The 25,360-nt window shown below is 63.4% G+C and carries 24 protein-coding genes; 9 read left to right on the forward strand and 15 right to left on the reverse strand.

Annotated elements, in window-relative coordinates:
* The first annotated feature begins 142 nt into the window (after positions 1–142).
* Complete coding sequence (locus ABIA90_RS15715) at positions 143–1,051, forward strand: DUF2189 domain-containing protein (RefSeq protein ID WP_063983141.1); 909 nt, start codon at positions 143–145, stop codon at positions 1,049–1,051.
* A 136-nt stretch (positions 1,052–1,187) separates the two neighbouring features.
* The gene (locus ABIA90_RS15720) at positions 1,188–2,012 is read left to right on the forward strand and encodes a lytic murein transglycosylase (protein ID WP_063983140.1); all 825 of its coding nucleotides are present in this window, start codon (positions 1,188–1,190) and stop codon (positions 2,010–2,012) included.
* Positions 2,013–2,072: 60 nt separating this feature from the next.
* Here the strand turns inward: ABIA90_RS15720 and ABIA90_RS15725 are convergent, their stop codons facing one another.
* Positions 2,073–2,399 (reverse strand): hypothetical protein, encoded by a 327-nt coding sequence (locus tag ABIA90_RS15725; RefSeq protein ID WP_028152352.1) that lies wholly within the window; start codon positions 2,397–2,399, stop codon positions 2,073–2,075.
* 640 nt (positions 2,400–3,039) lie between these two features.
* On the opposite strand from ABIA90_RS15725, the gene ABIA90_RS15730 reads away from it, so the two are divergent.
* The 4 genes from ABIA90_RS15730 to ABIA90_RS15745 all read left to right on the forward strand — a co-directional run bounded on the left by ABIA90_RS15730 (position 3,040) and on the right by ABIA90_RS15745 (position 6,503).
* Positions 3,040–3,192, forward strand: a complete 153-nt coding sequence (locus ABIA90_RS15730) for a DUF1127 domain-containing protein (RefSeq protein WP_007590701.1) — start codon at positions 3,040–3,042, stop codon at positions 3,190–3,192.
* 125 nt (positions 3,193–3,317) lie between these two features.
* Positions 3,318–4,745 carry a methylenetetrahydrofolate--tRNA-(uracil(54)-C(5))-methyltransferase (FADH(2)-oxidizing) TrmFO gene (trmFO, locus tag ABIA90_RS15735; protein WP_063983139.1) on the forward strand — a complete coding sequence of 476 codons (1,428 nt, stop codon included), beginning with the start codon at positions 3,318–3,320 and terminating at the stop codon, positions 4,743–4,745.
* Positions 4,746–4,753: 8 nt separating this feature from the next.
* Complete coding sequence (locus ABIA90_RS15740) at positions 4,754–5,848, forward strand: serine/threonine protein kinase (protein ID WP_354118136.1); 1,095 nt, start codon at positions 4,754–4,756, stop codon at positions 5,846–5,848.
* 91 nt (positions 5,849–5,939) lie between these two features.
* Positions 5,940–6,503: a CAP domain-containing protein gene (locus ABIA90_RS15745; protein ID WP_085404753.1), complete on the forward strand. Its 564-nt coding sequence runs from the start codon at positions 5,940–5,942 to the stop codon at positions 6,501–6,503.
* Positions 6,504–6,515: 12 nt separating this feature from the next.
* Here ABIA90_RS15745 and ABIA90_RS15750 read toward each other — a convergent pair whose 3' ends face one another.
* From ABIA90_RS15750 to ABIA90_RS15770, 5 genes are all read right to left on the reverse strand, one after another.
* Positions 6,516–6,989, reverse strand: coding sequence for a VOC family protein (locus tag ABIA90_RS15750; RefSeq protein ID WP_063983137.1), 474 nt, complete (start codon positions 6,987–6,989; stop codon positions 6,516–6,518).
* 122 nt (positions 6,990–7,111) lie between these two features.
* Positions 7,112–8,446, reverse strand: a complete 1,335-nt coding sequence (locus tag ABIA90_RS15755; protein WP_354118135.1) for an MFS transporter — start codon at positions 8,444–8,446, stop codon at positions 7,112–7,114.
* Positions 8,447–8,485: 39 nt separating this feature from the next.
* Positions 8,486–9,427: a hydroxymethylglutaryl-CoA lyase gene (locus tag ABIA90_RS15760; RefSeq protein WP_354118134.1), complete on the reverse strand. Its 942-nt coding sequence runs from the start codon at positions 9,425–9,427 to the stop codon at positions 8,486–8,488.
* A complete protein-coding gene (locus ABIA90_RS15765) occupies positions 9,424–10,617 on the reverse strand; it encodes a CaiB/BaiF CoA transferase family protein (RefSeq protein WP_354118133.1) in 1,194 nt (397 codons plus the stop codon). The genes ABIA90_RS15760 and ABIA90_RS15765 overlap by 4 nt, the downstream gene beginning before the upstream one ends.
* A gap of 113 nt (positions 10,618–10,730) precedes the next feature.
* Complete coding sequence (locus ABIA90_RS15770; protein WP_354122458.1) at positions 10,731–11,660, reverse strand: LysR family transcriptional regulator; 930 nt, start codon at positions 11,658–11,660, stop codon at positions 10,731–10,733.
* Positions 11,661–11,888: 228 nt separating this feature from the next.
* On the opposite strand from ABIA90_RS15770, the gene ABIA90_RS15775 reads away from it, so the two are divergent.
* Positions 11,889–13,067 carry an aminotransferase class V-fold PLP-dependent enzyme gene (locus ABIA90_RS15775; protein ID WP_354118131.1) on the forward strand — a complete coding sequence of 393 codons (1,179 nt, stop codon included), beginning with the start codon at positions 11,889–11,891 and terminating at the stop codon, positions 13,065–13,067.
* 13 nt (positions 13,068–13,080) lie between these two features.
* On the opposite strand, the gene ABIA90_RS15780 is transcribed toward ABIA90_RS15775, so the two are convergent.
* From ABIA90_RS15780 to yajC, 6 genes are read right to left on the reverse strand one after another with little or no spacing between them, the layout of a single operon-like run.
* The gene (locus ABIA90_RS15780) at positions 13,081–14,325 is read right to left on the reverse strand and encodes a threonine ammonia-lyase (protein ID WP_354118130.1); all 1,245 of its coding nucleotides are present in this window, start codon (positions 14,323–14,325) and stop codon (positions 13,081–13,083) included.
* 45 nt (positions 14,326–14,370) lie between these two features.
* Entirely contained in the window at positions 14,371–15,234 is an 864-nt protein-coding gene (locus ABIA90_RS15785; RefSeq protein ID WP_354118129.1) for a phytoene/squalene synthase family protein, read from the reverse strand.
* Positions 15,231–15,614, reverse strand: a complete 384-nt coding sequence (locus ABIA90_RS15790) for an Mth938-like domain-containing protein (protein ID WP_028152342.1) — start codon at positions 15,612–15,614, stop codon at positions 15,231–15,233. The genes ABIA90_RS15785 and ABIA90_RS15790 overlap by 4 nt, the downstream gene beginning before the upstream one ends.
* 60 nt (positions 15,615–15,674) lie before the next feature.
* Entirely contained in the window at positions 15,675–16,694 is a 1,020-nt protein-coding gene (gene secF, locus ABIA90_RS15795) for a protein translocase subunit SecF (protein ID WP_063983129.1), read from the reverse strand.
* A gap of 11 nt (positions 16,695–16,705) precedes the next feature.
* Complete coding sequence (gene secD, locus ABIA90_RS15800; protein WP_354118128.1) at positions 16,706–18,310, reverse strand: protein translocase subunit SecD; 1,605 nt, start codon at positions 18,308–18,310, stop codon at positions 16,706–16,708.
* A gap of 46 nt (positions 18,311–18,356) precedes the next feature.
* Positions 18,357–18,731, reverse strand: coding sequence for a preprotein translocase subunit YajC (yajC, locus tag ABIA90_RS15805; RefSeq protein ID WP_071913636.1), 375 nt, complete (start codon positions 18,729–18,731; stop codon positions 18,357–18,359).
* Between the two features lie 181 nt (positions 18,732–18,912).
* Here yajC and ABIA90_RS15810 point away from each other — a divergent pair, with 181 nt between their 5' ends.
* Positions 18,913–19,905, forward strand: coding sequence for an ATP-binding protein (locus tag ABIA90_RS15810; protein ID WP_354118127.1), 993 nt, complete (start codon positions 18,913–18,915; stop codon positions 19,903–19,905).
* A gap of 282 nt (positions 19,906–20,187) precedes the next feature.
* On the opposite strand, the gene ABIA90_RS15815 is transcribed toward ABIA90_RS15810, so the two are convergent.
* The gene (locus tag ABIA90_RS15815) at positions 20,188–21,204 is read right to left on the reverse strand and encodes a SphA family protein (protein ID WP_354118373.1); all 1,017 of its coding nucleotides are present in this window, start codon (positions 21,202–21,204) and stop codon (positions 20,188–20,190) included.
* An 856-nt stretch (positions 21,205–22,060) separates the two neighbouring features.
* Here ABIA90_RS15815 and ABIA90_RS15820 point away from each other — a divergent pair.
* Positions 22,061–23,581, forward strand: coding sequence for an outer membrane protein (locus ABIA90_RS15820; protein ID WP_354118372.1), 1,521 nt, complete (start codon positions 22,061–22,063; stop codon positions 23,579–23,581).
* 206 nt (positions 23,582–23,787) lie between these two features.
* On the opposite strand, the gene ABIA90_RS15825 is transcribed toward ABIA90_RS15820, so the two are convergent.
* Complete coding sequence (locus ABIA90_RS15825; RefSeq protein ID WP_071913630.1) at positions 23,788–24,441, reverse strand: MarC family protein; 654 nt, start codon at positions 24,439–24,441, stop codon at positions 23,788–23,790.
* 12 nt (positions 24,442–24,453) lie between these two features.
* A complete protein-coding gene (locus ABIA90_RS15830) occupies positions 24,454–25,263 on the reverse strand; it encodes an MIP/aquaporin family protein (protein WP_354118126.1) in 810 nt (269 codons plus the stop codon).
* Positions 25,264–25,360: the final 97 nt, after the last annotated feature.

Below are 25,360 nucleotides of genomic sequence, written 5' to 3' on the forward strand. Positions count from 1 at the left end.
TCGGAAATGGGCGTACGCTCCACTTTCAGTTCGCGATGACGTCCGGAATTCGCGTCTGGCCGGAATCGCGAAACTCAGAAAAGCGGCCGCTTGCGCCGTTGCCGGCGCCGAATTCGGCTGCATGGCAAGGGAGCTAGCGACCATGGCCACACTCTACCCGGGCAATGTCCCCACTGTGGCCCAGCCCGCGGATGCGGCTGGACCGGTGATCCGAACCATCCAACTGTCCGATCTGCACGACGCGCTCAGGCGCGGCTGGGAAGATTTCAAGGCGGTGCCGAGCCACGCCATCATCCTCTGCGTGATCTATCCGGTGCTGGGCCTCGTGCTCGCCCGCGCGGTGATGGGCTATTCGGTGCTGCCGCTGTTGTTCCCACTGGCCGCAGGCTTCGCGCTGATCGGCCCGTTCGCCGCGCTCGGTCTCTATGAGCTCTCCAGCCGGCGCGAACGTTATGAGGAGGCCAGCGCCTGGAATGCCATGGAGGTGCTGCGCTCGCCTTCGTTCGGCGCCATGCTCGGTCTCGGCACGCTGCTGCTCGCTCTGTTCGTGACCTGGGTTGCGACCGCTCAGGCGATCTATGTCGCGGCGTTCGGCTATGAGGGCGCGACCGGGATCTCTGATTTCATGACGCGCGTGCTGACGACCCAGCAAGGCTGGTGGCTGATCCTGGTCGGCTGCGGCACCGGCTTCCTGTTTGCGCTTGCCGCGCTCTGCATCAGCGCCGTGTCGTTCCCCTTGATGCTCGACCGCCATGCCGGCGCGTTCGAGGCGATGGTGACGTCGCTACGCGTCGTCGCCAAGAACCCGGTGCCGATGGCGGCTTGGGGCCTGATCGTGGCGGTGCTGCTGGCGCTCGGTACGATTCCGGCGTTCCTTGGCCTTGCCGTGGTGATCCCCCTGCTCGGCCACGCCACCTGGCACCTCTACCGCAAGGTGATCGTCTCGGAGCCCGGTGCACGTCCGGTGCCGCCCCCACCGCATCGCCCGCGCAAGCCGGCCGCCGACTTCCCCGCCAACCTCTTCCCCTGGCGCAATCGGACGGACGCCTGACGATATCGTGACATGCTATCCTGCCCGGGCTCGGCTCGGGCAGGATTACGTGCTTGTCATACGCCTTGCTTTGGCCGCGGTTACAATCGAAATTGCGCCCGCCGGTCAGATCACTTCACGGAATCCATTTCATCTGATGACCCCGACGATTTCTCGTCTCGCTCTCGCAGCCCTCGCCCTCTCCGCGTCAATCCTAACCGCCCAGCCAGCCCTCGCCGCTGTTGCCTGCGGCTCGGGCAATTTCGACGCCTGGCTCGCGGACTTCAAAGCCGACGCCGCGGCCAAGGGCGTCTCGCAGCAGGCCGTTGCCGCCGGGCTTGCCGGCGTGACGCTCGATCAGAGCGTGCTCAACCGGGACCGCTCGCAAAAAGTCTTCACCCAGACCTTCGAGGAGTTCTCCGGCCGCATGGTGCCGCCGCGCATGCAGCGCGGCTCCAACATGATGAAGCAATACGGCTCGGTGCTGTCCCGCATCGAACAGACCTACGGCGTGCCGGGCGAGGTGCTGGTCGCGATCTGGGGTCTCGAGACCGATTTCGGCGTCAACACCGGCAAGTTCGCCACCATCCGCTCGCTGGCAACGCTGGCCTATGATTGCCGTCGCTCCGACCAGTTTCGTGCCGAGCTGCTGGATGCGCTGCGCATCGTCCAGCGCGGTGACCTCGCCCCCGCCGACATGAAAGGCGCATGGGCCGGCGAGCTCGGTCAGACCCAGTTCATGCCGTCGTCCTGGATGAAATACGCCGTCGATTTCGACGGCAATGGCAAGCGCGACCTCTTGCACAACGCGCCCGACGTGCTCGCCTCCACCGCCAATTATCTCGCGGGCTACGGCTGGCAGCGCGGCAAGGACTGGCAGCCGGGCAGTCCGAATTTTGCGGTATTGCAGCAATGGAATAAGAGCGAAGTCTACTCCAAGACCGTCGCCTATTTCGCGACCCAGCTCGCACGCGCCCCTTAAATAGCGCCCGACAGGACGCGTAGGGCCGATCGCCCGGCGATCGGCCCTCTCTTGGTGCGTTTACTTCCCCATGGTGGCGTTCATCGCCTTGTTCAGGTGCGCGCCGCACACACCCATTTTGCCGTTGAGAAGCGCGTCCTGCGCAGCCGCGATCTCCTTCTGCGCCACGAACTTGCTGTCGCCGTCGGCCATGTTCTCGATCGCGGTCTCCGTCTTCTCCAGGTTGGCTGAGCTGCAACCGCCCATGGCGTGCTTGGCAGCCTGGGCCGGCGCGACGGCGAACGCGACGGCGGCAATTGCGATAACCCCGAGTAACTTCGTCATGATGTTACTTTCCTTCTCTTGTTCTTGTGACAGAACCAGCGACATTGCCAGAATCTGCGACATGACTTTCCTCCGGGCGCGGCAACTTGCCGCAATAAATTTCTCGCGAGAATTGCGTGATGTTGCGCGCGGCGCAGAGGCACCATGCGAAATTTCTGATTTTCATTACACCCTTGTAATGAACGCCACACGTTCGGCGTGTGTGCACCGCACCAAGGAGGCGGCTGCGGTCTGAAACGAGGCAGGGTGAGTTTCGACAGGCTCCACGGCCGGTCGCCTGGTGATCCGCCAGCCCTGAGCGAGTCGGATCGGCGGGATCCGGTCGCGTGGCACCTCTCATATGAATGAATTTATATTCACCTCTATAGTTCCACTATCATGCGATTCGCGCATGCGAGACTTGGGTGCAGACGCTGACTGATCGCCTTGAGAACAGTTGGAACCCTACCTATTTCCATTTCACCGGTAACGAGATTGTTTGCAGTAAACCCGTGAATTCACGGTGATTTATGGCAAAGCATTCCCTATTTCGCCTACCCTTTGGGCGAGAGTGCCCCCGGGTTAATCGTCCGTTACCAGCGCTATGCACCCCGCGCTTAGCTGCATCGCAACATCGGAACTTTCGCACTGCACCACTCTCACCTATATTCATTTCAACGATGAGGCCCGGGCAAGGGCTGAATCGAACTACAGGAGACTACCAATGCTGCTCTCGCTCATCCGCATGATCCAGGCTTTCCGGGACTATCAGCGCAATGTTGCCGAGCTGTCCCAGCTCAGCGATCGCGAACTGGCCGACATCGGCCTCGATCGCTCGGACATCCCGCGCGTTGCCGCCGGTCAGTATCAGGGCTGATTTCGTTCAGCCCTTCACCGGACGAACCGATAGCGCCCGCCTCGTGCGGGCGTTGTCGTTTCTGATGGCAGAAAACTCCATCTCGGCGATTCCACTGACCGCCGAAAAGCGCTACCTGTCCGCCCATGACAGGACCCCAATCCAACATTGTGCACGTGATCGGCGCTGGCCTTGCCGGTTCCGAAGCTGCCTGGCAGGTCGCCAAATCCGGCGTGCCCGTGGTGCTGCACGAGATGCGGCCGGACCGCATGACCGAGGCGCACCGCACCGATGGGCTCGCTGAGCTCGTCTGCTCCAATTCGTTCCGCTCGGACGACGCCGCCAACAACGCCGTCGGCCTGCTGCACGCCGAAATGCGCCGGCTCGGCTCGCTGATCATGCGCGCGGCCGACGCCAACCAGGTGCCCGCCGGCGGCGCGCTCGCGGTCGACCGCGACGGCTTCTCGGCGGCCGTCACCAAGGCGCTCAACGACCACCCCCTGATCGAGATCGCCCGCGGCGAGGTTTCAGGCCTGCCGCCGGCCGACTGGAGCAACGTCATCGTTGCGACCGGCCCCCTCACCTCCGCGCCACTCGCCGACGCCATTCGCGAGCTTACCGACGAGAACGCGCTCGCCTTCTTCGACGCGATCGCGCCGATCGTGCATCGCGAGTCCATCGACATGTCAGTGGCCTGGTTCCAGTCGCGCTACGACAAGGTCGGCCCCGGCGGCACCGGCGCCGACTACATCAACTGCCCCATGACCAAGGAGCAGTATGACGGCTTCGTCGCCGCGCTGATCGCGGGCGAGAAGACCGAGTTCAAGGAATGGGAGACCAACACGCCCTATTTCGACGGCTGCTTGCCGATCGAGGTGATGGCGGAGCGCGGCCCCGAGACGTTGCGCCACGGCCCGATGAAGCCGGTCGGCCTCACCAACCCGCACGATCCCACCACGAAAGCCTACGCCATCGTACAGCTGCGCCAGGACAACAAGCTCGGCACGCTCTACAACATCGTCGGCTTCCAGACGAAGCTGAAATACGGCGAACAGCAGCGCATCTTCCGCAGCATTCCGGGGCTGGAGAAGGCCGAATTCGCCCGCCTTGGCGGCCTGCATCGCAACACCTTCCTCAATTCGCCAAAGCTGCTCGACGGCCAGCTGCGCCTGCGCGCGCAGCCCCGGCTGCGCTTCGCCGGTCAGATGACCGGCTGCGAGGGCTACGTGGAATCCGCCAGCGTCGGCCTGATCGCCGGTCTCTATGCGGCAGCGGATGCGCGCGGCGAAACACTGGCGAGCCCGCCTGCCACGACGGCACTGGGATCGCTGCTCGGTCACATCACCGGCGGCCATATCGAGACCATCGAGCCCGGTACGCGCTCGTTCCAGCCGATGAACATCAATTTCGGCCTGTTCCCGCCGCTCGCGAGCGCGCCGACGAAGAAGCCCGACGGCACCCGCCTGCGCGGCAACGAGAAGACGGTGGCCAAGAAGCAGGCGATGAGCGCGCTGGCGCTCGCCGATCTCGATCGCTGGATCGCCGATCACCTGCGCATCGCCGCAGCCGCGTGAGTTTTTCGATGAGTCTTCCCAAAGACGACGCCGCGACACTGTCGGCGCGCTGGATCGAGGGCGTGCTGCTCAAGCGCGACGTGTTCTCGACCGTCGAGCGCGGCCGCTTCCGCGGTGACAGCTGCGAGGTCGACGCCGTGCTGCGCCGGCTCGACGAGGTGCCGTGGTGGTCATTCCTCCTGGCCCGTCATCTGTTCGCGCGCGAGAAACACGCACTCGTTCTTGCAAAAGGCCTGAACGTCGGCCCCGAGTTGCTGTGGGCCGGACGCCGCGCCCTGGTACGCGGCTTTGTCGACGGCGTCGCGCTGCATCTGGCCAAGCCGCATGGCGACCTCGCCTATTTCCGCTCGGCCAAGGCGGCGCTACGCCGGCTGCGCCGCGCCGGCATCTGCCACAACGATCTCGCCAAGGAGCAGAACTGGCTGGTCGGCCGCGACGGCCGCGCCTACGTGACCGACTTCCAGCTCGCGGCCTGCTTCAACCGACGTGGCCGGCTCTACCGCATCCTCGCCTACGAGGACCTGCGGCATCTGCTCAAGCACAAGCGCTCCTATGCACCCGAGGCGCTGACGCCGCGCGAGCGAAAAATCCTGGCGAAGAAATCATTCGCCGCCAGCCTGTGGCTCGCGACCGGCAAGAAGGTCTATCGCGCGATCACGCGCGGCCTGTTCAACTTCACCGACCGCGAGGGCGGCGGCCGCCGGCTGGTCAACGACGCGCCGGTGCTGGCCGAGCTGATACGCAAGAACCCGGCCGTGCGCGACACCGCCATCGTCGCCTTCGCCGACCGCCGCTCCGGCGTCGGGCTTTATGCCTTCGTCGAGGCCGATCAGGCCTCGCTTGAAGGCGAACTTCGCAGCGAGCTTTCGGCCGCCAAGGGTCCCAAGCCGCCGGAACACATCCAGGTCGTACACGCGCTGCCCCGCGATACCAGCGGCAAGCCGCGAACCGAGATCCTGCAACTGGTCGCCATGAACCAGCTCGACCTGATCGAGCCGATGATGAAGAATGACCAGGACCGCGCCTTCCTCAAGGACATCCTGGAACAACGGAAAAACCTGCGCGACCGCTTCAATTTCGAGGCGGACCTGCCGGCGAGCTGACGGGCTGCGCGCGCCTTGAAGCGTCCACATTGGCGATAGAGAACCGATCGGATCATTCGGGCGGCGGGTCATGGGCATTCGGGGGATGATGATGCATCGTGTGGTTGGCGGCGTGATCGCTGGCCTTCTGCTGCTTGCAGCTGCACCCGCGATGGCCGAATCCCCGGCCGAGCTGATCTCCGGCTTTCGCCTCAAGAACGGCGAGGTCCGCGTCGTCCGCGATTCAACCCTCGACCGCATCGCCATGGACCAGGCCCGCGCGATGGCGGCGAAGGACGATCTCAGCCACGACGCGCTCGGCCCGTTCAACCGGCGCGTCGCACCGGCCGGCGCGGGCCGCGCCGCCGAGAACATCGCCTATGGCTACGACAATTTCGAGAAAACGCTGGGACAGTGGATCGACTCGTCCGGGCATCGCAAGAACCTGCTGCTGCACAACGCCTCGCGCGTCGGCATCGCCAGCGCCAAGAATGCCAGCGGCAAGCGAACCTATTGGGCCATGGTGATCGCGGGCGACTACGAGCCGAAGGGCAAGGGCAAAGGTAAAGGCAAGAAGGACGAGGAGCCGCTGGTTGCCGTGAAGCGCGAGGCCGCGCCCGCCAGCAAGCCCAAATCCAGCGGCTGCCACGTCAAGCTGCTCGGCCTCTGTATCTGAGGCGAGATAATTTCAGCCGCGGCGCGCGGCCTCGATCGCGGCGACATCGATCTTCGTCATCCCCATCATTGCATCGAAGGCGCGCTTTGCCTCGGCACCGCCGGCCGCCAGTGCCTCGGTCAACACCCGCGGCGTGATCTGCCAGGAGAGGCCCCATCTGTCCTTGCACCAGCCGCAGGCGCTCTCCTGCCCGCCATTGCCGATGATGGCGTTCCAGTAGCGGTCGGTCTCCTCCTGATCGTCGGTCGCGATCTGGAACGAGAAAGCCTCGTTGTGCTTGAAAATCGGACCGCCGTTGAGGCCGAGACAGGCAACGCCGGCAACCGTAAACTCGACGGTCAGCACATCGCCCGCCCTGCCGGAGGGGTAATCGCTGGGCGCGTGATGGACGGCGCTTACGGCGCTATCGGGAAATGTTTCGGCATAGAAGCGGGCGGCCGCCTCGGCGTCCTTGTCGTACCAGAGGCAAATCGTGTTCTTCGCCATTGCGCGTCCCCTTCGGTTCCGGGCCATCACACCGCCATCCATTGAGAATGGACGGCGGTGTGATGTCTTTCGCCTAGATACCCTCTTGAATGCGCCTCACCAAGGCGCGCCAATGCCGCGGCCTATGCGACCCGGGGTTCCGCCACGTCCCTGGCTTTCAGGTCTCGCGGAAGCACCGTCAGCAGCAGCAACGCACAGAGCACGCACAAGCCGCCAATGACATAGAGCGCGGGTGTCGTGCTGCCGGTCACATCCTTGACCGAGCCAACCATGACCGGGCTGACGATGCCGCCGACCTGCCCCAGCGTGTTGATGAGCGCAATTCCGCTGGCTGCGCCCGCGCCGGTGAGGATCTTCGGAGGCAGCGTCCAGAATGTTGGAATGGCCGCGACAACACCGGCGCCGAGAATGGCAAGCGCGCCAACCAGGGTGACGACATTCCTGTCGAATGCACCGGACGCGAAGAAGCCCACGGCCGCGGTCAAAATCAAGGCTGCGACGAACTTCGGGCGCTCGCCCGATGCATCCGACAATCGGCCTACGACGATCATGCAGATGGCGCCGCAGATATAGGGTACGGCGGTCAGGAAGCCGATCGCGGCTGCACTGCCTCCGCCGGCCGCTTTGATCAGGTCGGGCGCCCAGAAATTGAGGCCGTAGGAGGCGATCTGGATCAGGAAGTAGATGAATCCGAGCAGCAGCACGCCGGGCATGAGCAGCGAGCGCCATGCCGAATGCTCGCCGATCTCGCTCTTCTGTCGGTCCAGCTGAACCGAGATCAACCGGCGCTCGTCGTCGCTCAACCATTCGGCGTGCTCGATCCCGTCGTCGAAGCGCAGCAGCACGACGAAGCCAAGTGCAACGCAGGGAATGCCGCCGGCCAGAAACAGCCATTGCCAACCGGCCAGACCGTGGAGCCCGTTCAGGTAATTGAGGATGAGACCCGAGATCGGCGCGCCGATGATCCCCGAGAATGCAGTGGCGAGAAAGAACACCGACGTCATGCGGCCGCGATGCGATTTTGGAAACCAGAGTGTCAGGTAATAGAGAATGCCGGGCGCAAATCCCGCCTCCATGGCGCCGATCACGAAGCGCAGCGCATAGAACTGCCACTCGCTATGAACGAAGACCATCGCCGCCGTCGCCAGCCCCCAGGAAATCATGATGCGGGCGATCCAGCGCCGCGCGCCAAAGCGGTAGAGCAGCATGTTGCTCGGCACTTCCAGCAAGACGTAACCAACGACGAACAGGCTGGCGCCAAATCCGTAGGCGGTGTTGCTGAGGCCGAGATCAGCCTGGAGCGCAGCCTTAGCGAAGCTGATGTTGACGCGATCGAAGAACGCAAAGAAGTAGCAGACAATGATCAGCGGCATCAGCCGCCACGCAATCTTCTTGATGACCTGATGCTCTGTGAGTCCAGTATCGAGGTCGGCAGTCGCCGCCGTGGCAATCGTCATGGTTTCCTCCAATGTGTTTTGAATTTTGATAGCGGTCGATCAGCCCGAGCGTCGCAGCCGCTCGGGTATGGGATGCAGATCGAGGGGACGGCCGGCCTTGGCGACCTGCCCCGGCACTTCATGTCCGACCAGTCCAGGCAACCGGAACGAGAGATCGATCAAGCGCTGCAAGTCGAGACCGGTTCGCAAGCCCGTCTCGTGGCAGAGATTGACCAAGTCTTCGGTACAGACATTGCCGGTGGCGCCCGGCGCAAACGGACATCCGCCGAGGCCGCCCAGCGCGGCGTCAAAGCGGCGCGCGCCGGTGCCATAGGCCGCGAGGACGTTAACCAGCCCAAGACCACGCGTGTTGTGGAAGTGAAGCGTGAGCATATCCGCAGGGACCAGCATCAAGACCTCGGCCACCAGCTGCGAGACCTGATTGGGATTGGCCATGCCCGTGGTATCGGCGAGCGTGACGCCGTCGACCCCGAGATCGAGATAGCGCTTGACGATATCGAGCACCTTCTCGAGAGGCTGCAGGCCTTCGAACGGACAGCCGAACGCAGTCGCAACCGTCGCGTTGACCAACGCGCCGCCTGCATGGGCCGGCTTCACGATCTCGCTGAGCGACGCCAGCGACACCGCATGCGTCATGTTCATGTTGGCACGGTTGTGCGTCTCGCTCGCCGACATCACGAAATTGAGCTCGTCGGCGCGTGCGGCCAGCGCCAGCTCAGAACCCTTCCGGTTCGGGATCAGCGCCGTGTAGATCGTGCCGGGCCGCCGCTCGATGCCGGCGAAGACGTCCGCGGCGTCGCGCAGCGACGGCACGGCCGCCGCTGACACGAACGACGAGACCTCAATGCGGCTGAAGCCGATCGCAGACAGCGAATTGATCAGCCGGATTTTTTCGCTGGTTTCGACCCATTTCGCTTCGATCTGAAGGCCGTCGCGCGGAGCGACCTCCTGGATCAGGATGTCCGGTGGCGTTGCCGTCATTGCACCGCTCCGCTCCGGCGCAGCTGCGCGATATCGCCTGCCTGCAAGCCGAGACCCGCGAGCACCTCGTCGGTGTGCTGTCCCAGCGTCGGGCCAGGCCATTTGACTGCGCCCGGGGTGTCGGAGAGCTTTGGCGCGATGCCGGGCATCTTTACGGTGACGTCGCCCGGCAGCTCGGTCGGCACGATCATCTCGCGGGCGGCGTAATGGGGATCGTCGACAATATCGGCGACGGAATAGATCCGGCCCGCGGGAACGTCGGCCGCATCGAGACGTGCGAGGATCTCGTCCATCGTTCGCCCCGAGGTCCATGCAGCGATGGCAGCATCGAGCAAGGCGTTGCCGCGGACGCGCCCGTCATTGCTTGCGAATGCTGGATCGTCGGCAAGGTCCGGCCGCCCGATGACCAGCATCAAGCGCTTGAAGATCGCGTCGCTGTTGCCGGCGATCACGACATGGCGCCCGTCGGAGCTGGGATATGTATTGGATGGACTGATGCCCGGCAGGGCGCCGCCGGTGCGGGTCCTGACATGACCCATGAGGTCATATTCAGGGACGAGACTCTCCATCAGGTTGAACACGCTCTCGTAGAGCGAGACGTCGACCACCTGCCCTCGCCCCTGCCCTGTCTTGACTCGGAGCAGCGACATCAGCGCGCCGATCACGCCATGAAGCGACGCAAGGCTGTCGCCGATACTGATGCCGACCCGGGCCGGTGGGCTGTCGGGATCGCCGGTGGTGAAGCGCAGCCCACCCATAGCTTCGCCGATCGCGCCGAACCCGGAGCGATCGCGGTAAGGGCCGGTCTGCCCGTAGCCGGAGATGTGGACCAGTGTCAGGTCCGGATTGAGCTTTGAGAGCACATCCCAGCCGAGGCCGAGTTTCTCGAGGCTCCCTGGCTTGAAATTCTCGATCACGACGTCGGCTTGCGCGGCCAGCCGAAGCGCCACGTCCCGCCCGTCAGGCGATTTCAGATCGATCGCGATCGACTTCTTGTTGCGGGATTGCAGGTACCACCAGAGCGAGGTGCCCTGATGCAGCTTACGCCATCTGCGCAACGGATCCCCGCTGCCCGGCTGTTCGATCTTGATGACTTCGGCGCCGAACTCGGCAAAGAGCCGCGCGGCAAATGGTGCCGCGATCAAAGTTCCGAGCTCGACGACTCGTATTCCGGATAATGGTCCGTCCACGTCTGGCGCTCCTCGATCGTCTTTGATCGTGGTGTCGCCGAGCGCAGGGCCTTAAGTCCAATATCCTTTGATGAACTCGCGTTCGCGGATGACGAACGACACGAAGGCCGCCATCAGTGTGGTTGGGTTCCGGGCAATCGCAGATGATCGAGCATCAACTGGCTTGTCGCCGACAATCCCGCGGGATCCCTGGCCACCAGCACCAGTTCGCGATCGGCCCAGTCGTCGCTCAACTCGACGGCCGTCAGGTTCATGCCGTGACTGAGGACCTCGAACGCACGGTCGGGAATGAGGCCGATACCCATGCCGGCCTGCACCATCCGGCACACCGCATCAAAACCCGGGACGTGGACCCGCAACCGGATCGACTTGCCGATCTGCTGCGCGGTGTATTGCGAGCGCAGATAGATCGAGCTGGTCGCAAACAGGCCGACATGGTCGTAGTCGAGTGTGTCGGCGAACGAAACGTCTCTTGCCGACGCAAGCGGATGATCGGATCGCACCACGATAACGAGGCGGTCCCGCCGATAGGAGAACCGCTCCAGCCCGCGCGTCGACACGTCTGCCGAGCAGATGCCGATTTCGGCCACGCCCTCCTCGACGCCGCGAACGACATCGGCGCTCGGACGCTCCTGCAGATCGAGCCGCACCAGCTCGTGCGAGCGAAAGAAGCCGGGCAGATCGTCGGGAAGGAATTCGACGATCGACGAGAGATTGGCCAGCATCCGCACATGCCCGCGCACGCCGCGCGCATGCTCGGCCATGTCGACGGCGATCTTCTCGACGTTGAGCAGCGTCACGCGCGCATGATGCAGCAGCGATTCACCGGCCGGCGTCAGCGCCATGCCGTTCGGATGCCGCTCGAACAGCGCGACCTCGAGTACCTCCTCGAGGTCATGCATGCGTTTGCTGACAGCAGAGGGCGCGATCGCCTCGCGCTGCGAGGCGCGCGTCAAATTGCCCTCCTCACAGATGGCGATGAACAGCCTGAGGGTCGTGAGGTCAATCCGTCGGGTGATGTTGGTACTGGGCGTCCCGGTCATTGAGCGGGATTGCGTCTTCTCTTGCATGGTCTGTTTCCCGATCCGGGAAGATATAACGTCCGAAGTCACCGGGTTTCTCAAAATCCGGGGAGAAAGGCCGCCGATTTGGAATCCGATACCAAGACGAGGCAATAATCCGCCATTTTGTTCCAAGCAGCACATAAGCTTGCTCGCGCTCGTCAACGCGCCTAATTCATGGGATCGGGACAGCAGAGGCGGAGACCAGCATTGATCGACATCGACCGGATACGTTCCGACACCCCGGCCGCCTCCCGCCTCGCTTATCTCCACAATGCCGGCGCGGCCCTCATGCCAACTGCCGTCGTCGCGGCAATGAAGGACCACATCGACCTGGAGAGCGAGATCGGAGGTTATGCCGCTGCCGACCGCGAGTCCGATCGGCTCGATGCGGTCTATGGCTCCGTAGCGCACCTGCTGAATGCCGCCCCCGATGAGATCGCTCTCATGGAGAACGCGACAATTGCCTGGCAGATGGCGTTCTACGCGCTTCCGTTCCGCCAGGGCGACCGGATCCTGACCGCCGAAGCGGAATACGCTGCCAACTACGTCGCGTTTCTTCAGGTCGCAAGGCGCACGGGCGCGATCATCGATGTCGTGCCGAGCGATGCCAGCGGCGAGCTCGACGTCCACGCGCTCGAGCGCATGATCGACGAGCGCGTGAAGCTGATCGCCATCACCTGGGTTCCGACCAATGGCGGATTGGTCAATCCCGCGGCGGCGATCGGCAAGATCGCGCGGGCGCACGGGATTCCCTATCTGCTCGACGCCTGCCAGGCGGTCGGCCAGATGACGGTCGACGTCGAAGCCATCGGCTGTGACATGCTGTCGGCGACGGGGCGCAAATTCCTCCGCGGCCCGCGCGGCACGGGCTTTCTCTACGTCCGCCGCGGGATGCTGCAACGGCTCGAGCCGCCGATGATCGATCACTTCGCCGCGCCCTGGGTCTCGCGAGGTGAATATCGGGTGCGTGACGACGCGCGCCGTTTCGAGACCTGGGAGAACAATTACGCAGCGCGGCTCGGTCTCGGAGCCGCCGTCGACTACGCGCTCGATATCGGTCTCGGCCCGATCGAACAGCGCTGCCGTCTGCTTGCGGACGGTCTTCGCGGCGGCCTCGCCTCCGTTCGCGGCGTGACCATTCGCGACCTCGGACGCGCACCGGGCGCCATCGTCAGCTTCACGATGGATGGGTATGAGGCGGACGCCATCGTCAGCAGCGCCGCTGCGGCGGGCATCACCATCGGCGCTTCAGATCCGGCGAGCACCCGCATCGATGCCGAGATCCGCTCGCTGCCGCCGGTCGTGCGGGCCTCCCCGCATTACTACAATACGGATGCCGAGATCGATCGGCTGATCGGCCACCTCGCGGGTTTGGCGCCGCGATAGCGGCGCGCGCCACTCAGGTGCAGCGCGCGCTCAGTCCGGATGCGCCGAGCTTGGCCATGACCTCGTCGAGATGGGCGCTGTCGCGGGTCTCGATGACGAGCTGAAGCAGCGTCGCTTTGGCCGGCAAGTCGGAGAAGGTCCGCTGATGCGAGACCTCGATGATGTTGGCGCCCGCCTCGGCCAGCAGTGAGGCGACGGCAGCCAATTGCCCCGGCCGATCGGGGATATCGAGCGACAACTGAGTCAGCCGACCCTCGCGCGCCAACTCGCGCGTCAGGACGGAGGCGATCAGCCGCGTGTCGATGTTGCCGCCGCTCAGGACGAGACCGACCTTCTGGCCGGCAAAGCGGGACGTATCGGACATCAGCGCGGCAAGCCCGGCGGCGCCGGCGCCCTCGACGACCGTCTTCTCGATCGAGATCAGGGTCGCGACCGCACGCTCGAGCTCGGCTTCGTTCACCAGCACGATGTCGTCGACGAGGCGGCGGACGATCTCGGTCGTGATCTTGCCCGGCGATTTCACCGCGATGCCTTCGGCGAGCGTGTCGCCGCGCGCGGGCAGATTGCCGTCATGGATGGCGTTGTACATCGAGGGGTAGAGCCAGGCCTCGACGCCAAGAATCCGCACCGTCGGCTTGATCGATTTCGCGGCAATGCCGATGCCGCTGATCAGGCCACCGCCGCCGATCGGGACCACCAGCGTATCGAGCTCCGGCACCGCCTTCAGCATCTCGAGCCCGACAGTGCCCTGCCCCGCGATGACGAGCGGGTCGTCGTAGGGGTGGACGAAGATCATGCCGCGGGCCTCGCCATGGCTGCGCGCATAGACGGCCGCCTCCTCCAGCGTCGCGCCCGTCACCACCACCTCGGCGCCGTGGTGCTTGGTGTTCTCGACCTTCACCATGGGCGTGCCGACCGGCATGACGATGGTGGCGGGAATGCCGAGCCGCTTGGCGTGATAGGCGACGCCCTGCGCGTGGTTGCCCGCCGACATCGCGATGACGCCGCGCGCACGCTCCTCCGGCGTCAGCGCGGTGAGCCGGTTGAGCGCCCCTCGCTCCTTGAACGAGGAGGTGAACTGGAGGTTTTCGAATTTCAGCCAGATGTCGCAGCCGCAGATGTTGCTCAGCGTGCGGCTGTAGCTACACGGCGTCTCGACGACGGCGCCGCGGATGGTATCGGCTGCGGCATGGATGTCGCCCAGAGCGACCGGCAAGCCACTGAGATCGGAGGATGTATTTTGGGACAACTCAGCCATAGGACAGCATAGAGCATTTGGCCGTTTGAGGCGATAAGCCGGCCGCTATTTGGTGAATTCCCGCGAACGTGAAGCCCGCCACAGCGTCCATAGCGTGCGCAGCCGCGACGGGGGCTGCGGCGCAAACGGATTGCGCCCGGGTTGCGACAGGCGCTTGAGGTCACCCCGCACCTGGCTCAGCAGCAGAAACGCTGGCCGTGCAGGCGCCGGCACCTCCGGCAACAGCGACAAGGCCGTCGTCAAATGCTGCTCGGCTTCGCCCACGAGCTGGCCGAGCACCGCATGCAGATTTGGCGTCTCCTTGCCGGCGAACACGTCCTCCATCTGGCAGCCATGGGCCGCCAGCAGCTGCTGCGGCAGGAACAGTTGCCGGTGCGCCGAGTCGCGCGGCAGATTCGCAATCACCTGCGCGATGCCCTGGGCGAGCCCGGCATGCCTTGCGACATGCTCGGCCGCCTCCGAAGGTGGCACCATGACCCGCGCCGCGAGGGCAAACAACGCCGAACAGGTCGCGTCCAGATAGCCCTCCAGAGCCGCCATGGTCGGCATCGGATCGTTGTAGAGATCGAACTGATGCTCGTCGGCGAGCAGCGACAACGGCTCGACCGGCAGGTCGAAATCGCTGATCGCACGCAATAGCTCCGCCGCCACCGGGTTGCCCTCGGCGCTGCCGTGGACGTGGCCCGACAGCATGTCGGTCCACCATTGCAGGCGGATTTCGCCGGGCAAGGGCTGGCTCACCTGGTCGCGGACGCGGACGATCTCGACATTGAAGGCATAGAGCGCCAGCAGCGCCTGGCGCTCGGCGGCCGGCGCAAACAGCGTTGCGGCATAGCGCGGAAAGTCATGGCTGCGCACGAGGCCGGCGCAGAAGGCGACGGAATCGGCCGGAGGCGCAGCGCTGCTCATGGCACGGCGATCAGCGCCGCGGCGACGCGGCGCCGCTCGCCGATCATGATGTTGTAGGTACGCACGGCGGGACCGGTCTGCATCGTATCCAGCACCACCCTCACCGCCTTCAGCGCCTGCCGCAGGTCCGGCGGCGGCAACCAGACGCCGGTTCCGGTGCCGATCAGAAGCGTGTCGATGCTGTTGGCCGCCGTGAAGACGCGATCCAGCGAATAGCGGTCGATCTTCGTCGGGTCCGTCACGTCCCAGGCCCAGATCGCGTCGGGCAGGCAGAGCAGCGATCCCCGATGCGACATGCCGGCAAAGGCGAAGCCGCCCTTGCCATAGGCTTCGATCGGCGCCGAGCGGGGAAAATGCGGTGCGTTGGGATCGCCGGCCATGTGCTTCGTCCGAATGAGCTTACTGCCCTCGCAAACGCCTGCGAGGGCATGCGGTTCGGATCATGCCTTGTTTTTCTTCGCCGGCGTAGCCGTATCGGGCGCATCTTCGCGATGCTCGCCGACGCCGAGATAGATCAGGATCGGGGCCGCGATGAAGATCGAGGTATAGGTGCCGACCAGCACCACGCCGAACATCATCACCGCGGTGAAGCTGTGGATGGCATGGCCGCCGAACAGCAGCAAAGCCAGCAGCGCCAGCGTCACGGTGAAGTGGGTGATGATCGAGCGCGACAGGGTTGAATTGATCGACTCGTTGAGCAGCTGCGGCATCGGCATCTTCTTGTAGCGGCGCAGCATTTCGCGGATACGGTCGTAGATGACGACGGTGTCGTTGAGCGAATAGCCCAGAATGGTCAGAAGGGCCGCGATGCTGGTCAGGTCGAAATCGACCTGGCTGATCGACATGAAGCCGATCGTCAGCACGATGTCGTGCACGTTGGCGATCATGGCGCCGAGCGCGAACTGCCATTCGAAGCGGAACCAGAGGTAGATCAGAATCGAGACGATCGCGAGCATCAGGCCGAGCATGCCGTAGGCCAGCAGCTCGCCGGAAACGCGCGGTCCCACCACCTCGACGCGGCGATATTCGACGGAATCGCCGAGCGCACCGCGCACCTTCTGCACGGCTTCCTGCTGGGCGGCGTCGCCGCCCGGCTGCTCCGCGACGCGGATCAGGACGTTCTCGGGGCCGCCGAACTGCTGTAGCTGGACTTCGCCGAGATGCAAGGCATCGAGCGTCGTCCGCATCGCGGCGATGTCGGCGGCGCCGGACTTGGCCTGCACTTCCAGCAGCGTGCCGCCGCGGAAGTCGATGCCGAAATTCAGGCCATGGGTGAAGAACAGTGTGATCGCGACGATCGACAGCGCCGCCGAGATCGGGAAGCTGATCCGGCGGAAGCGCGTGAAGTCGAAATGCGTATCGTCCGGGACGATGCGCAGCGACGGCAGCAGCCCGAGCGCTGCGACCACGGTGAGAACGGCAATGAGAATGCCAAGGCCGACGAGAACGTAGTGAGTCACGGTCTTAGCTCCTAGATCGGCACGCTCTGCGGCCGCTTCCACCGCACCCACCAGGCCACGATCAGCCGGGTCAGCGTGAAGGCGGTGAACACCGTGGTGATGATGCCGATGCCGAGCGTCACGGCAAAGCCGCGCACCGGGCCGGTGCCGATGTAGAACAGCACGGCGGCGGCAATGAAGGTGGTGATGTTGGAATCGAGGATGGTCGCAAGCGCCCGCTTGAATCCGGCGTCGATCGCCGAAATCGCATTGCGACCGCCCCGCAGCTCCTCACGGATGCGCTCGTAGATCAGCACGTTGGAGTCGACCGCGATGCCGACGGTGAGCACGATGCCGGCGATACCGGGCAGCGTCAGCGTGGCGTTGAGCAGCGACAACAGGCCGAAGATCATGGCGACGTTGATCGCCACCGCGATGTTCGCGAACACCCCGAACAGCCGGTAGGTCAGAAGCATGAAGATGATGACCAGGATCGAGCCGACGTAAGCCGCAAGCTCACCCTTCTCGATCGAGTCCTGGCCGAGGCCCGGACCGACGGTGCGCTCCTCGACCACCGTGAGCGGGGCGGGAAGCGCGCCGGCGCGCAACAGGATCGCGAGATCGTTGGCCGATTGCACCGTGAAATTGCCGGAGATCTGGCCCTGACCACCGGTGATGGGCTCGCGGATGACGGGCGCCGAGATCACCTTGTTGTCGAGCACGATCGCGAAGGGCAGCCCGACGTTTTCCTGCGTGGCCTGCGCGAACTTGCGCGCGCCCGAGGTGTTGAACTTGAAGCTGACGACCGGCTCACCCGTCCGCTGGTCGAAGCTCGCCTGGGCGTCGGTCAGGTCGCCACCGGCGACCAGCACCTGCTTCTTGACTACATAGGGCGTGGGCGGCGGCGAGGCGCTCATCAGCAGCTCGGATTCCGGCGGCAACCGTCCCTGCTGCGCCTGATCCGGCGGCACGGACGCATCGACCATGCGGAATTCCATCTTCGCGGTCTTGCCGAGCAATTCCTTCAGGCGGGTCGGATCCTGAAGACCTGGGACCTGCACCAGGATGCGATCGTTGCCCTGGCGCTGGATGACCGGCTCGACGGTGCCGAGCTCGTTGACGCGGCGCTCGACGATCTGAATCGACTGCTCGATGGTCTTGCGCATGCGGTCGAGCATCGCAGCCTGCGGAATCACCAGGCGGATCACGCCGCCGCCGGCATCGGTCACCTCAAGGTCGCGCTGACCGCTGGATCCCATCAGTCCGCCCAGTGGCTGGGACAGCTCGCGCAGCTTGGCGAGCGCCGGCTGCACGTCGGATTCCTTGGTGATGCGAACCTCGGCCGCGTCGTTGCGCACGGTCACGCCGCCGGTGAATCCGATCTTGGCATCGCGCAGCGTCCGGCGGACGTCGTCGCGGACCTGGTCCAGCCTCTCCTTCTTCACATAGCTCGAATCGACCTCGAGCAGCAGATAGGAGCCGCCCTGGAGATCGAGGCCGAGCACGAGCCGTCGCTGCGCCCAGGCGGGCCAGGTCTTGACCTGCGCTTCAGGGAAGAAGTTCGGCACCGCGCAGAGGCACACGATCAGCGCCGTCAGGATAATCCCGAGCGCCTTCCACCGCGTGAAATACAACATCGACTGGACCTGTCAGATCAGGAGATTGGGATGCTCGCGGAAGCGCTCACTTCGACGCGGCGTCGTCCTTGGCGGCTTCCTTGCTATCCTTGGATTCCTTCGCCGGCTCGCCCTTCGCGCGCACGCCCGAGATCATCTGGCGCATCTGCCGCACGCGCACGCCGTCGGAAATCTCGAACTCGATCTGGTCGTCGTCGACGACCTTGGTGACCTTGCCGACGAGGCCGCCCGAGGTCACGACGGTGTCGCCGCGGCGGATGTTCTTCACGAGGTCGGCATGGTCGCGCACCTTCTTCTGCTGCGGGCGCAGAATCAGGAAGTACATGATCACGAAGATCAGGGCGAACGGCAGCAGCGACATCAACATGCTGTTGGTGTCGCCGGCGCCCGCGGCCTGGGCATACGCAGGGGTAATGAACATTCGGACGATCCTCGTGGAAACGGGGGAAAACCGGTCAGGCCCTCAAAGGCGACCGGTTCGGTCAAATTCGCGCGGACTATAGCGGCCATTGCCCCAATTGCAACGCTGCCAGACCGTCGATTTGGCCACCTTGCGGCGCGCCCTCAGGCCCGATAAGGCTGCATTCTCAGGAACTTCGGACATGCCCAAAAAACCAAGCAAAAGCCCGGCCGGCAAAGGCCCCCGCACCCCTGCCAGGACGCCTGCTCGCGTCGCGGCAAAACGTCCCAAGGCCCCCCCCAAGGCAGTCGATAAGGCAGCCCCGGACCTCTCCCAGGATCGTATCGTCCGCGCGCTGGAGACGATCGCGGCGCACCTCGCCGCCCAGGGCAAGCCGGCCGCCGAACGCGAATCGTTCGAGCGGGCGGACGCCTATGTCTGGCACCCCGACGGCCGCCTCGCTGCGGTGCCGCGGGTCAGCCGCGTCGAGCTGTTCCTGCTGAAGGGCGTCGACCGGATGCGCGACATCCTGATGGAGAACACCGAGCGTTTCGCCAACGGCCTGCCGGCCAACAATGCCCTGCTCTGGGGCGCGCGCGGCATGGGCAAGTCGTCGCTCGTGAAGGCGGCGCATGCCAGCATCAACGCGGAGCGCAAACCGTCCGACAAGTTGAAGCTGGTCGAGATCCACCGCGAGGACATCGAGAGCCTGCCCGCGCTGATGGAACAGCTTCGCGCCTCGTCGTTCCGCTTCATCGTGTTCTGCGACGACCTGTCCTTCGACGGCAATGATGCGTCCTACAAGTCGCTCAAGGCGGTGCTCGAAGGCGGCATCGAGGGCCGCCCCGAGAACGTCATCCTCTACGCCACCTCCAACCGCCGTCATCTGCTGGCGCGCGAGATGATCGAGAACGAGCGTTCGACCGCAATCAATCCCGGCGAAGCGGTCGAGGAGAAGGTCTCGTTGTCGGATCGCTTCGGATTGTGGCTCGGCTTCCACCGCTGCAGCCAGGACGAATATCTCGCCATGGTGCGGGGCTATTGCAGCCATTTCGGCATTGAGGTCGACGACGAGGCGCTGGAGCGCGAGGCGCTGGAATGGTCGACCACGCGCGGCTCCCGCTCGGGCCGCGTCGCCTGGCAGTTCGTGCAGGAGCTTGCGGGGCGGCTCGGCGTGAAGCTGACGGTGAATTAGCGGTCGGAGCGCCACCCGGCTACGTGCCGCCCTTCCCCGAAGGCGGGGGTCAAGGGCGCGTGCCTTGCTTTGTCACCATGTGCCGGGTCGGCGTGACGGTACTTTCAGGCGCGGCGGGCGAGATCGCAAAGGAATCGCGCGCGAAGGCGACGCCTGCTACGCGCCGGCACTACGGCCTCGGTGGTGGTCACCGGAGCGAGCTTCGACGGGGACCAGGTGCCACCGGTTGCCCGCGTGTTGCAAAGAATGATCAGCAAACTGACAGCCGCAGCTTGATAGCTGCTAGAATTTTCTAACGATGGGCTTTGTCGTCGGAGGTGCTCCGGGCGCGGGCGGCGAGATAGAGAAGGTGACCCAGGTATTCCAGCCTGATGGCCGGTTTTCCGCAGCGAACTCACCGTAAGCCTTTAAATTGAGATAGCCCTGCATGTCGCCGACCGGAAACAGGAATCCAATCTGGGGGCCGATGCCGACCACCTGCGACCGAAAGCAGCCGACGCGGTCGCCTGAGCCGCTGTCGCAGCCGAGCTCCTTATAGACATACCCCACGAGTCCAACCATGACCTGCTTCGACAGGAATTGCGATGCACCCCAGTCGAAGTGCATGTCGACGCCATTCTGATACTGCGTTGCGGTGTTCTTGAAATTGTAGGTGAAGCCGAGCACGCCGGAGAATTCGTGGCCGGTCTGCGGATTGAAATAGGTGTAGCCGCCGCCAGCGTCGATCGCGCCGTGTCCGATGCCTATATTCGACAGGCGCGTGGATTGGTAAGCGCCAACCGGGATGTCGCCCATGATATAGGTCATGTAGTTGTGGACGCCGGCGTTCCAGCGCAATTGGAATACCGGCGCCACATCCCCAAAGCCCCATGTGGTGTCGCTGATGGTGTCGGACCGCGCGAAGGGAACAGCGGCGAGCGGCGGCGCCGAGATCACACCGGACAAAGTCCCTGCCAAGCTGGTGCCGACGACACCATAGGCTCCCAGGAGGGACACCGACGCCTGACCGCCGAGCACCGGCGTCGCGAATACATAGGTCGGGAGCACAAAGCCAAGATCGCCCGTGGCGTTGACGTTCAAATTCAGATTTGCATTGAGGGTGCCGTTGACCGGAACCCTATTGAGCGTGAATTCACGCGCACGCGCGACGTCGGCGCCGGCGGATACGGAGGTGTGATAGTAGATATTCGTCAGCGACCAACCCGGCTGCAGCGGTGTAGCCGCCAAGCTTCCAAAAAAACCGGGGACCCAGAAGCTGACGCCGCCTTCATCGGCCAACGCGCAATGGGAAAAACCCATGATCGCGGACGTCAAGACGAATGCAGCAACCCCAAGTCTGCGACGACGTGCTGATTTCGATCGCTCACTCTGCCCCGCCGCCAGTGCAATGCTCACTGTCATGTCGTGCCTCGTAAGATGTGTTACCTCCGAATACAATCCGGCGACAGCGTACCCCCGAGGCGATCGGGGCTCATCATGTAAAATTCAACGGGGATAGATCTATCGCAAGAAAGATCAATGCTGCGACCAAAGAGCCACATTCGGTAACCCAAGTCCGATCGGGCGCCACGGCAGACCTACTGCAACCCTCTCATAGCTGGAAATGTTGAGTATGCAGTTTGTGCCACCGATTCTATTTTCGGCCCCCCACCAACGAGTGAGAAAAAAAGCAAACTCGCGTCTCTTGCTGCAACGCGATGCCAGCCGTTGTTAGGTCGCATATTGAGCCTCGCGACTGCTTATTGGTAATCGAGTGTGACCAAGAGCAAAGTTGCCAGACGATGAAGCTCAAGCTCACGCTCGTCGGCGTCGTTCTAGCGTCAGTCTTCGCCGCACCTGTGGCCGCTGGCCCATTCGAGGATACCGTCGATGCTCACGCCAGAAGCGATTACGCCAAGGCCCTGTACGGCCAAAGCGTGGGGAAGCCGGCTACGCAGCAACCTCCTCGTTAGCCGAAACTTCTATTGCGGCGCGGATGACCGCCTTGGGCACAAATTCCAATGCATCACTGCCAGATCGCCCAGCGCGTTCTCAAACAGGAGACGATCGCAAAGTCAGACAACAATGTTCACTTAAAGAACACGAAGCGGCACGAAGATCCTCAATTTCGTTGTGACCGAAATGTCACCTGCATCGACATAGCAAGCTAGGCTTGATGCAGATCAAACAAGTTGATTGGTCAGAGACCTTCTTGGTCATATGTTTGCGAGTTGTGGCCGACCTTGAGGAGGCGACGGTGCAGAAAGTTTTCCTCATTTGCATCGCGGCAGGATTGTTGAGCGGACCCGCTCTTGCGTCCGACCTGCCCGTCAAAGCTCCGATATACAAAGCACCAATCGCGGCACCATTGTATAATTGGGGAGGGTTTTATGTTGGTGCCAACTTCGGTGGGGGATGGTCCAACGGCAGCCTGAACATTCCCGGCAACAATCTGTATGGCGACCTGACCGAATTCGTTGGAGGCGTACAGGCGGGCTATAACTTCCAGGCCGGTCACTTTCTATTTGGTGTCGAAGGTGAGTTCGATGGAGCCACCTTCGGTCATCCGGTCCTTCCTGCTCCGACATTAGCCTTTGTAGACCAGCACTGGATCGGCACCGTGGCGGGCCGTGTCGGCCTCGTGGATGATCGATGGCTCGTATTCGCCAAGCTTGGCGGCGGCTGGGTCAACAGCAGCGCTACTTTGAACCTCCCCGGCGCCGCTTGGAACGGGACCAGCACGAACACCGGCTGGTTGGCGGGCGCTGGCATCGAATACGGCTTCAAGTCGCATTGGACCGTCAAACTCGAATACGATTATCTTGGGCTATCGAACTGGCGTTCTCCCACCGTCCCCTCGGTCGCTTTGAACCGCGACCTTCAAATGGTCAAAGCTGGCATCAATTATAAATTCGAAAGCGGCCTTCCTGCGGTGGCCGAGGCGCCGAAGCATTCCCACGAGCCTTCGGACGACGAAGATCTACAGAAGAAATCACAAAACCCGATCGCGGATTTGGTCAGCGTGCCGTTTCAGAGCAACACCAATTTCAATACCGGACCATTCAATCGCACCCAGGAAGTACTCAACATTCAACCCGTCGTGCCCATGCATTTAAACGATGACTGGAACGTAATCTCACGTACCATCATTCCGTTGGTGAGCCAGCCAAGTCCGTTCTTCGACAGCAACACCAACGGGATTGGCGACATTACTCAATCGTTGTTTGTGTCCCCCGTGCATCCCGGGCCGCTGATCTGGGGCGTGGGACCAGTCTTCACCGTTCCGTCCGCAAACGATCCCATCCTCGGGACCGGTAAATTCTTGTTCGGCCCAACGGCCGTGTTAGTGGTCACGCCGCCACATTGGGTGATCGGTGTATTGCTCAATAACCAGTGGTCGGTCGGCGGCAATCCGCTGCGACCGCCCGTCAACGCCTTCCTCGCGCAGCCCTTCGCCAACTACAACATGGCGCACGGCTGGTACCTGAACACGTCACCCATCATCACCGCGGATTGGCTCGCGGCGTCGGGGGAGCGGTGGACAGTGCCGGTCGGCGGCGGTATCGGTCGGGTTTTCAGAGTGGGTGATCAACCGATCAACGCATCGATTCAAGCCTATTACAACGTGATACGTCCGACTGGCGCTCCGGCCTGGTCACTGCGAACTACTGTCGCGTTGCTGTTCCCGGTTAAATGACACGGCAACCTGGCGCGCAACGAGACTTGTGTCTCGGTGTCCGAAGTGGATGATCGCGTCATTTGTGCTGTGGGCCGACAACTTCCCGACGCCGCGTAATACGGTCCACCTCGGACTCGGTTCGGTTCAGAACAAATCTCCGATTGGCAGAATACATCCAAGGTCAAGATCGCCCCGGAATTTGCGTGGCGCCACCAACAGCTAGTTCAACGCAGAATCGTCACACCATGCGTCTGCAATGCCTCGATGATACCGTCGAAGATCAGCGCAACGCCCATCGCAGAGACGAAGAAGCCAACTATTCGGGTGATAGCATCGATCCCCATTGCGCCGAGCTTGTCGAAAAGTTTCCCGGCATATGCCAGACACAGGTAGGTGACGACCATCGTCGCGAAAATAGCCACGACGATCGCTACGAAAGAGGCCAGTTCCGCTGATGATCGCTTAATCGTGGCAGTCATGCCGAGGATGGTGGCGATTGCGCCTGGTCCGCACATGAGCGGCATCGCAAGCGGCACGAAAGCTATGTTACCGCTCTGATCCGCGCCGCTGGCCGGAATCACGCCACCGGAAGCGGACGGTGAAAATAGTTCAAAGCCGATCTTCATCAGGATGATCCCGCCAACGATGCGGACCATGCTCAGCGGCACGCCGAACAAGCGCAGGATCAGCGTTCCGAAGATCAAGAAAAAGAGAGATAGAAGCAGCGCATAGAGGCAAGCTTTCCATGCCACCTTGCGATGTGTGGCGGCGTCCTTGCCCTCCAGCATCTTCAGATAGACCGGCAGGACCTCGAACGGATTTATTATCGCGAGCAAAGTCGCGAACGTACCCACGAACAGCGAGAGTTCATGACCCATTATGCCTGCGCCTCACCCTTTCTCCGGGTGCTCGACTTCGGTGAAAAGGCTCCCCTGTGCCGCACCTGAGCCTGCGCGGCCGCCGCCGGCACCGCGGAGCACCCATGCTGCACCCACTGCGAGAACTGCACCCACGAGTGGACCTGCGACATACACCCAGTAGCTCGTGAAGTCGGTCGCGATCAAGTTCGGGCCGAACGTGCGCGCTGGGTTCATCGACGCTCCCGAGATAGGGCTCCCCCACAGCCCGGCGAGTGCGATGTACGCGCCGACGCCGATCGCGCCGATGATCCCGATGTTCTGAGCGCCTGACGCCGTGCCGAGAATGACACTGACGAGACCGAGGGTCAGCACGGCCTCCATCAGGAACGCATCGGACGCGGAGTATCCCGACGCGGGATAGTTCGACCCGTAGCTGGCCGGCACGTTGATCACGGCGTGCAGGAACAGTGCCGCGAGCGTCGCCCCGATCAACTGCACGACGATATATCCCGGCACGCGACGCCATGGGAAGTCGCCACGCACCGAGAACGCGATACTGACCGCGGGATTGAGATGAGCGCCGGACACCTTGCCCATGAAGAGGATGATCGCCATCACCATCAGACCGGGTGCGACGACCGCAGCGGCACGGCTGATCGTGCCGGGAAAGGCCTGCCCCATCATGCCGCCACCGGCGGCCACGAGGACGAGGAAGAACGTTCCGAGCAACTCCGAGAAGAGGCGGCGCCACTCTTGGTTCGGATCGTGGAAGTCGTTTAGCGACGCGACAAGCTCGTGATCCAGATGGCTCAGTGTTCTATCGGCCACTGTTTGCGCCATGAGCTACTCTTTCCTCTGGTCGATGCCGCTGTCCGTTAGCCTCTCGCACCAAGCCTGCACGGCTCGTCGGGTCATCGGCGCGCTTGCGGATTTTTCG

The sequence above is a fragment of the Bradyrhizobium sp. LA6.8 genome (assembly GCF_040547935.1).
Taxonomy (GTDB): domain Bacteria; phylum Pseudomonadota; class Alphaproteobacteria; order Rhizobiales; family Xanthobacteraceae; genus Bradyrhizobium; species Bradyrhizobium barranii.

What these genes read in the sequence shown, in the direction of transcription:
- ABIA90_RS15715 (WP_063983141.1), top strand. Translation starts at nt 143, where the DNA reads ATGGCCACACTCTACCCGGGCAATGTCCCCACTGTGGCCCAGCCCGCG.
- ABIA90_RS15720 (WP_063983140.1), top strand. Translation starts at nt 1,188, where the DNA reads ATGACCCCGACGATTTCTCGTCTCGCTCTCGCAGCCCTCGCCCTCTCC.
- ABIA90_RS15725 (WP_028152352.1), bottom strand. Translation starts at nt 2,399, where the DNA reads ATGTCGCAGATTCTGGCAATGTCGCTGGTTCTGTCACAAGAACAAGAG.
- ABIA90_RS15730 (WP_007590701.1), top strand. Translation starts at nt 3,040, where the DNA reads ATGCTGCTCTCGCTCATCCGCATGATCCAGGCTTTCCGGGACTATCAG.
- trmFO (WP_063983139.1), top strand. Translation starts at nt 3,318, where the DNA reads ATGACAGGACCCCAATCCAACATTGTGCACGTGATCGGCGCTGGCCTT.
- ABIA90_RS15740 (WP_354118136.1), top strand. Translation starts at nt 4,754, where the DNA reads ATGAGTCTTCCCAAAGACGACGCCGCGACACTGTCGGCGCGCTGGATC.
- ABIA90_RS15745 (WP_085404753.1), top strand. Translation starts at nt 5,940, where the DNA reads ATGCATCGTGTGGTTGGCGGCGTGATCGCTGGCCTTCTGCTGCTTGCA.
- ABIA90_RS15750 (WP_063983137.1), bottom strand. Translation starts at nt 6,989, where the DNA reads ATGGCGAAGAACACGATTTGCCTCTGGTACGACAAGGACGCCGAGGCG.
- ABIA90_RS15755 (WP_354118135.1), bottom strand. Translation starts at nt 8,446, where the DNA reads ATGACGATTGCCACGGCGGCGACTGCCGACCTCGATACTGGACTCACA.
- ABIA90_RS15760 (WP_354118134.1), bottom strand. Translation starts at nt 9,427, where the DNA reads ATGACGGCAACGCCACCGGACATCCTGATCCAGGAGGTCGCTCCGCGC.
- ABIA90_RS15770 (WP_354122458.1), bottom strand. Translation starts at nt 11,660, where the DNA reads ATGACCGGGACGCCCAGTACCAACATCACCCGACGGATTGACCTCACG.
- ABIA90_RS15780 (WP_354118130.1), bottom strand. Translation starts at nt 14,325, where the DNA reads ATGGCTGAGTTGTCCCAAAATACATCCTCCGATCTCAGTGGCTTGCCG.
- ABIA90_RS15785 (WP_354118129.1), bottom strand. Translation starts at nt 15,234, where the DNA reads ATGAGCAGCGCTGCGCCTCCGGCCGATTCCGTCGCCTTCTGCGCCGGC.
- ABIA90_RS15790 (WP_028152342.1), bottom strand. Translation starts at nt 15,614, where the DNA reads ATGGCCGGCGATCCCAACGCACCGCATTTTCCCCGCTCGGCGCCGATC.
- secD (WP_354118128.1), bottom strand. Translation starts at nt 18,310, where the DNA reads ATGTTGTATTTCACGCGGTGGAAGGCGCTCGGGATTATCCTGACGGCG.
- yajC (WP_071913636.1), bottom strand. Translation starts at nt 18,731, where the DNA reads ATGTTCATTACCCCTGCGTATGCCCAGGCCGCGGGCGCCGGCGACACC.
- ABIA90_RS15810 (WP_354118127.1), top strand. Translation starts at nt 18,913, where the DNA reads ATGCCCAAAAAACCAAGCAAAAGCCCGGCCGGCAAAGGCCCCCGCACC.
- ABIA90_RS15815 (WP_354118373.1), bottom strand. Translation starts at nt 21,204, where the DNA reads ATGGGTTTTTCCCATTGCGCGTTGGCCGATGAAGGCGGCGTCAGCTTC.
- ABIA90_RS15820 (WP_354118372.1), top strand. Translation starts at nt 22,061, where the DNA reads ATGCAGATCAAACAAGTTGATTGGTCAGAGACCTTCTTGGTCATATGT.
- ABIA90_RS15825 (WP_071913630.1), bottom strand. Translation starts at nt 24,441, where the DNA reads ATGGGTCATGAACTCTCGCTGTTCGTGGGTACGTTCGCGACTTTGCTC.
- ABIA90_RS15830 (WP_354118126.1), bottom strand. Translation starts at nt 25,263, where the DNA reads ATGGCGCAAACAGTGGCCGATAGAACACTGAGCCATCTGGATCACGAG.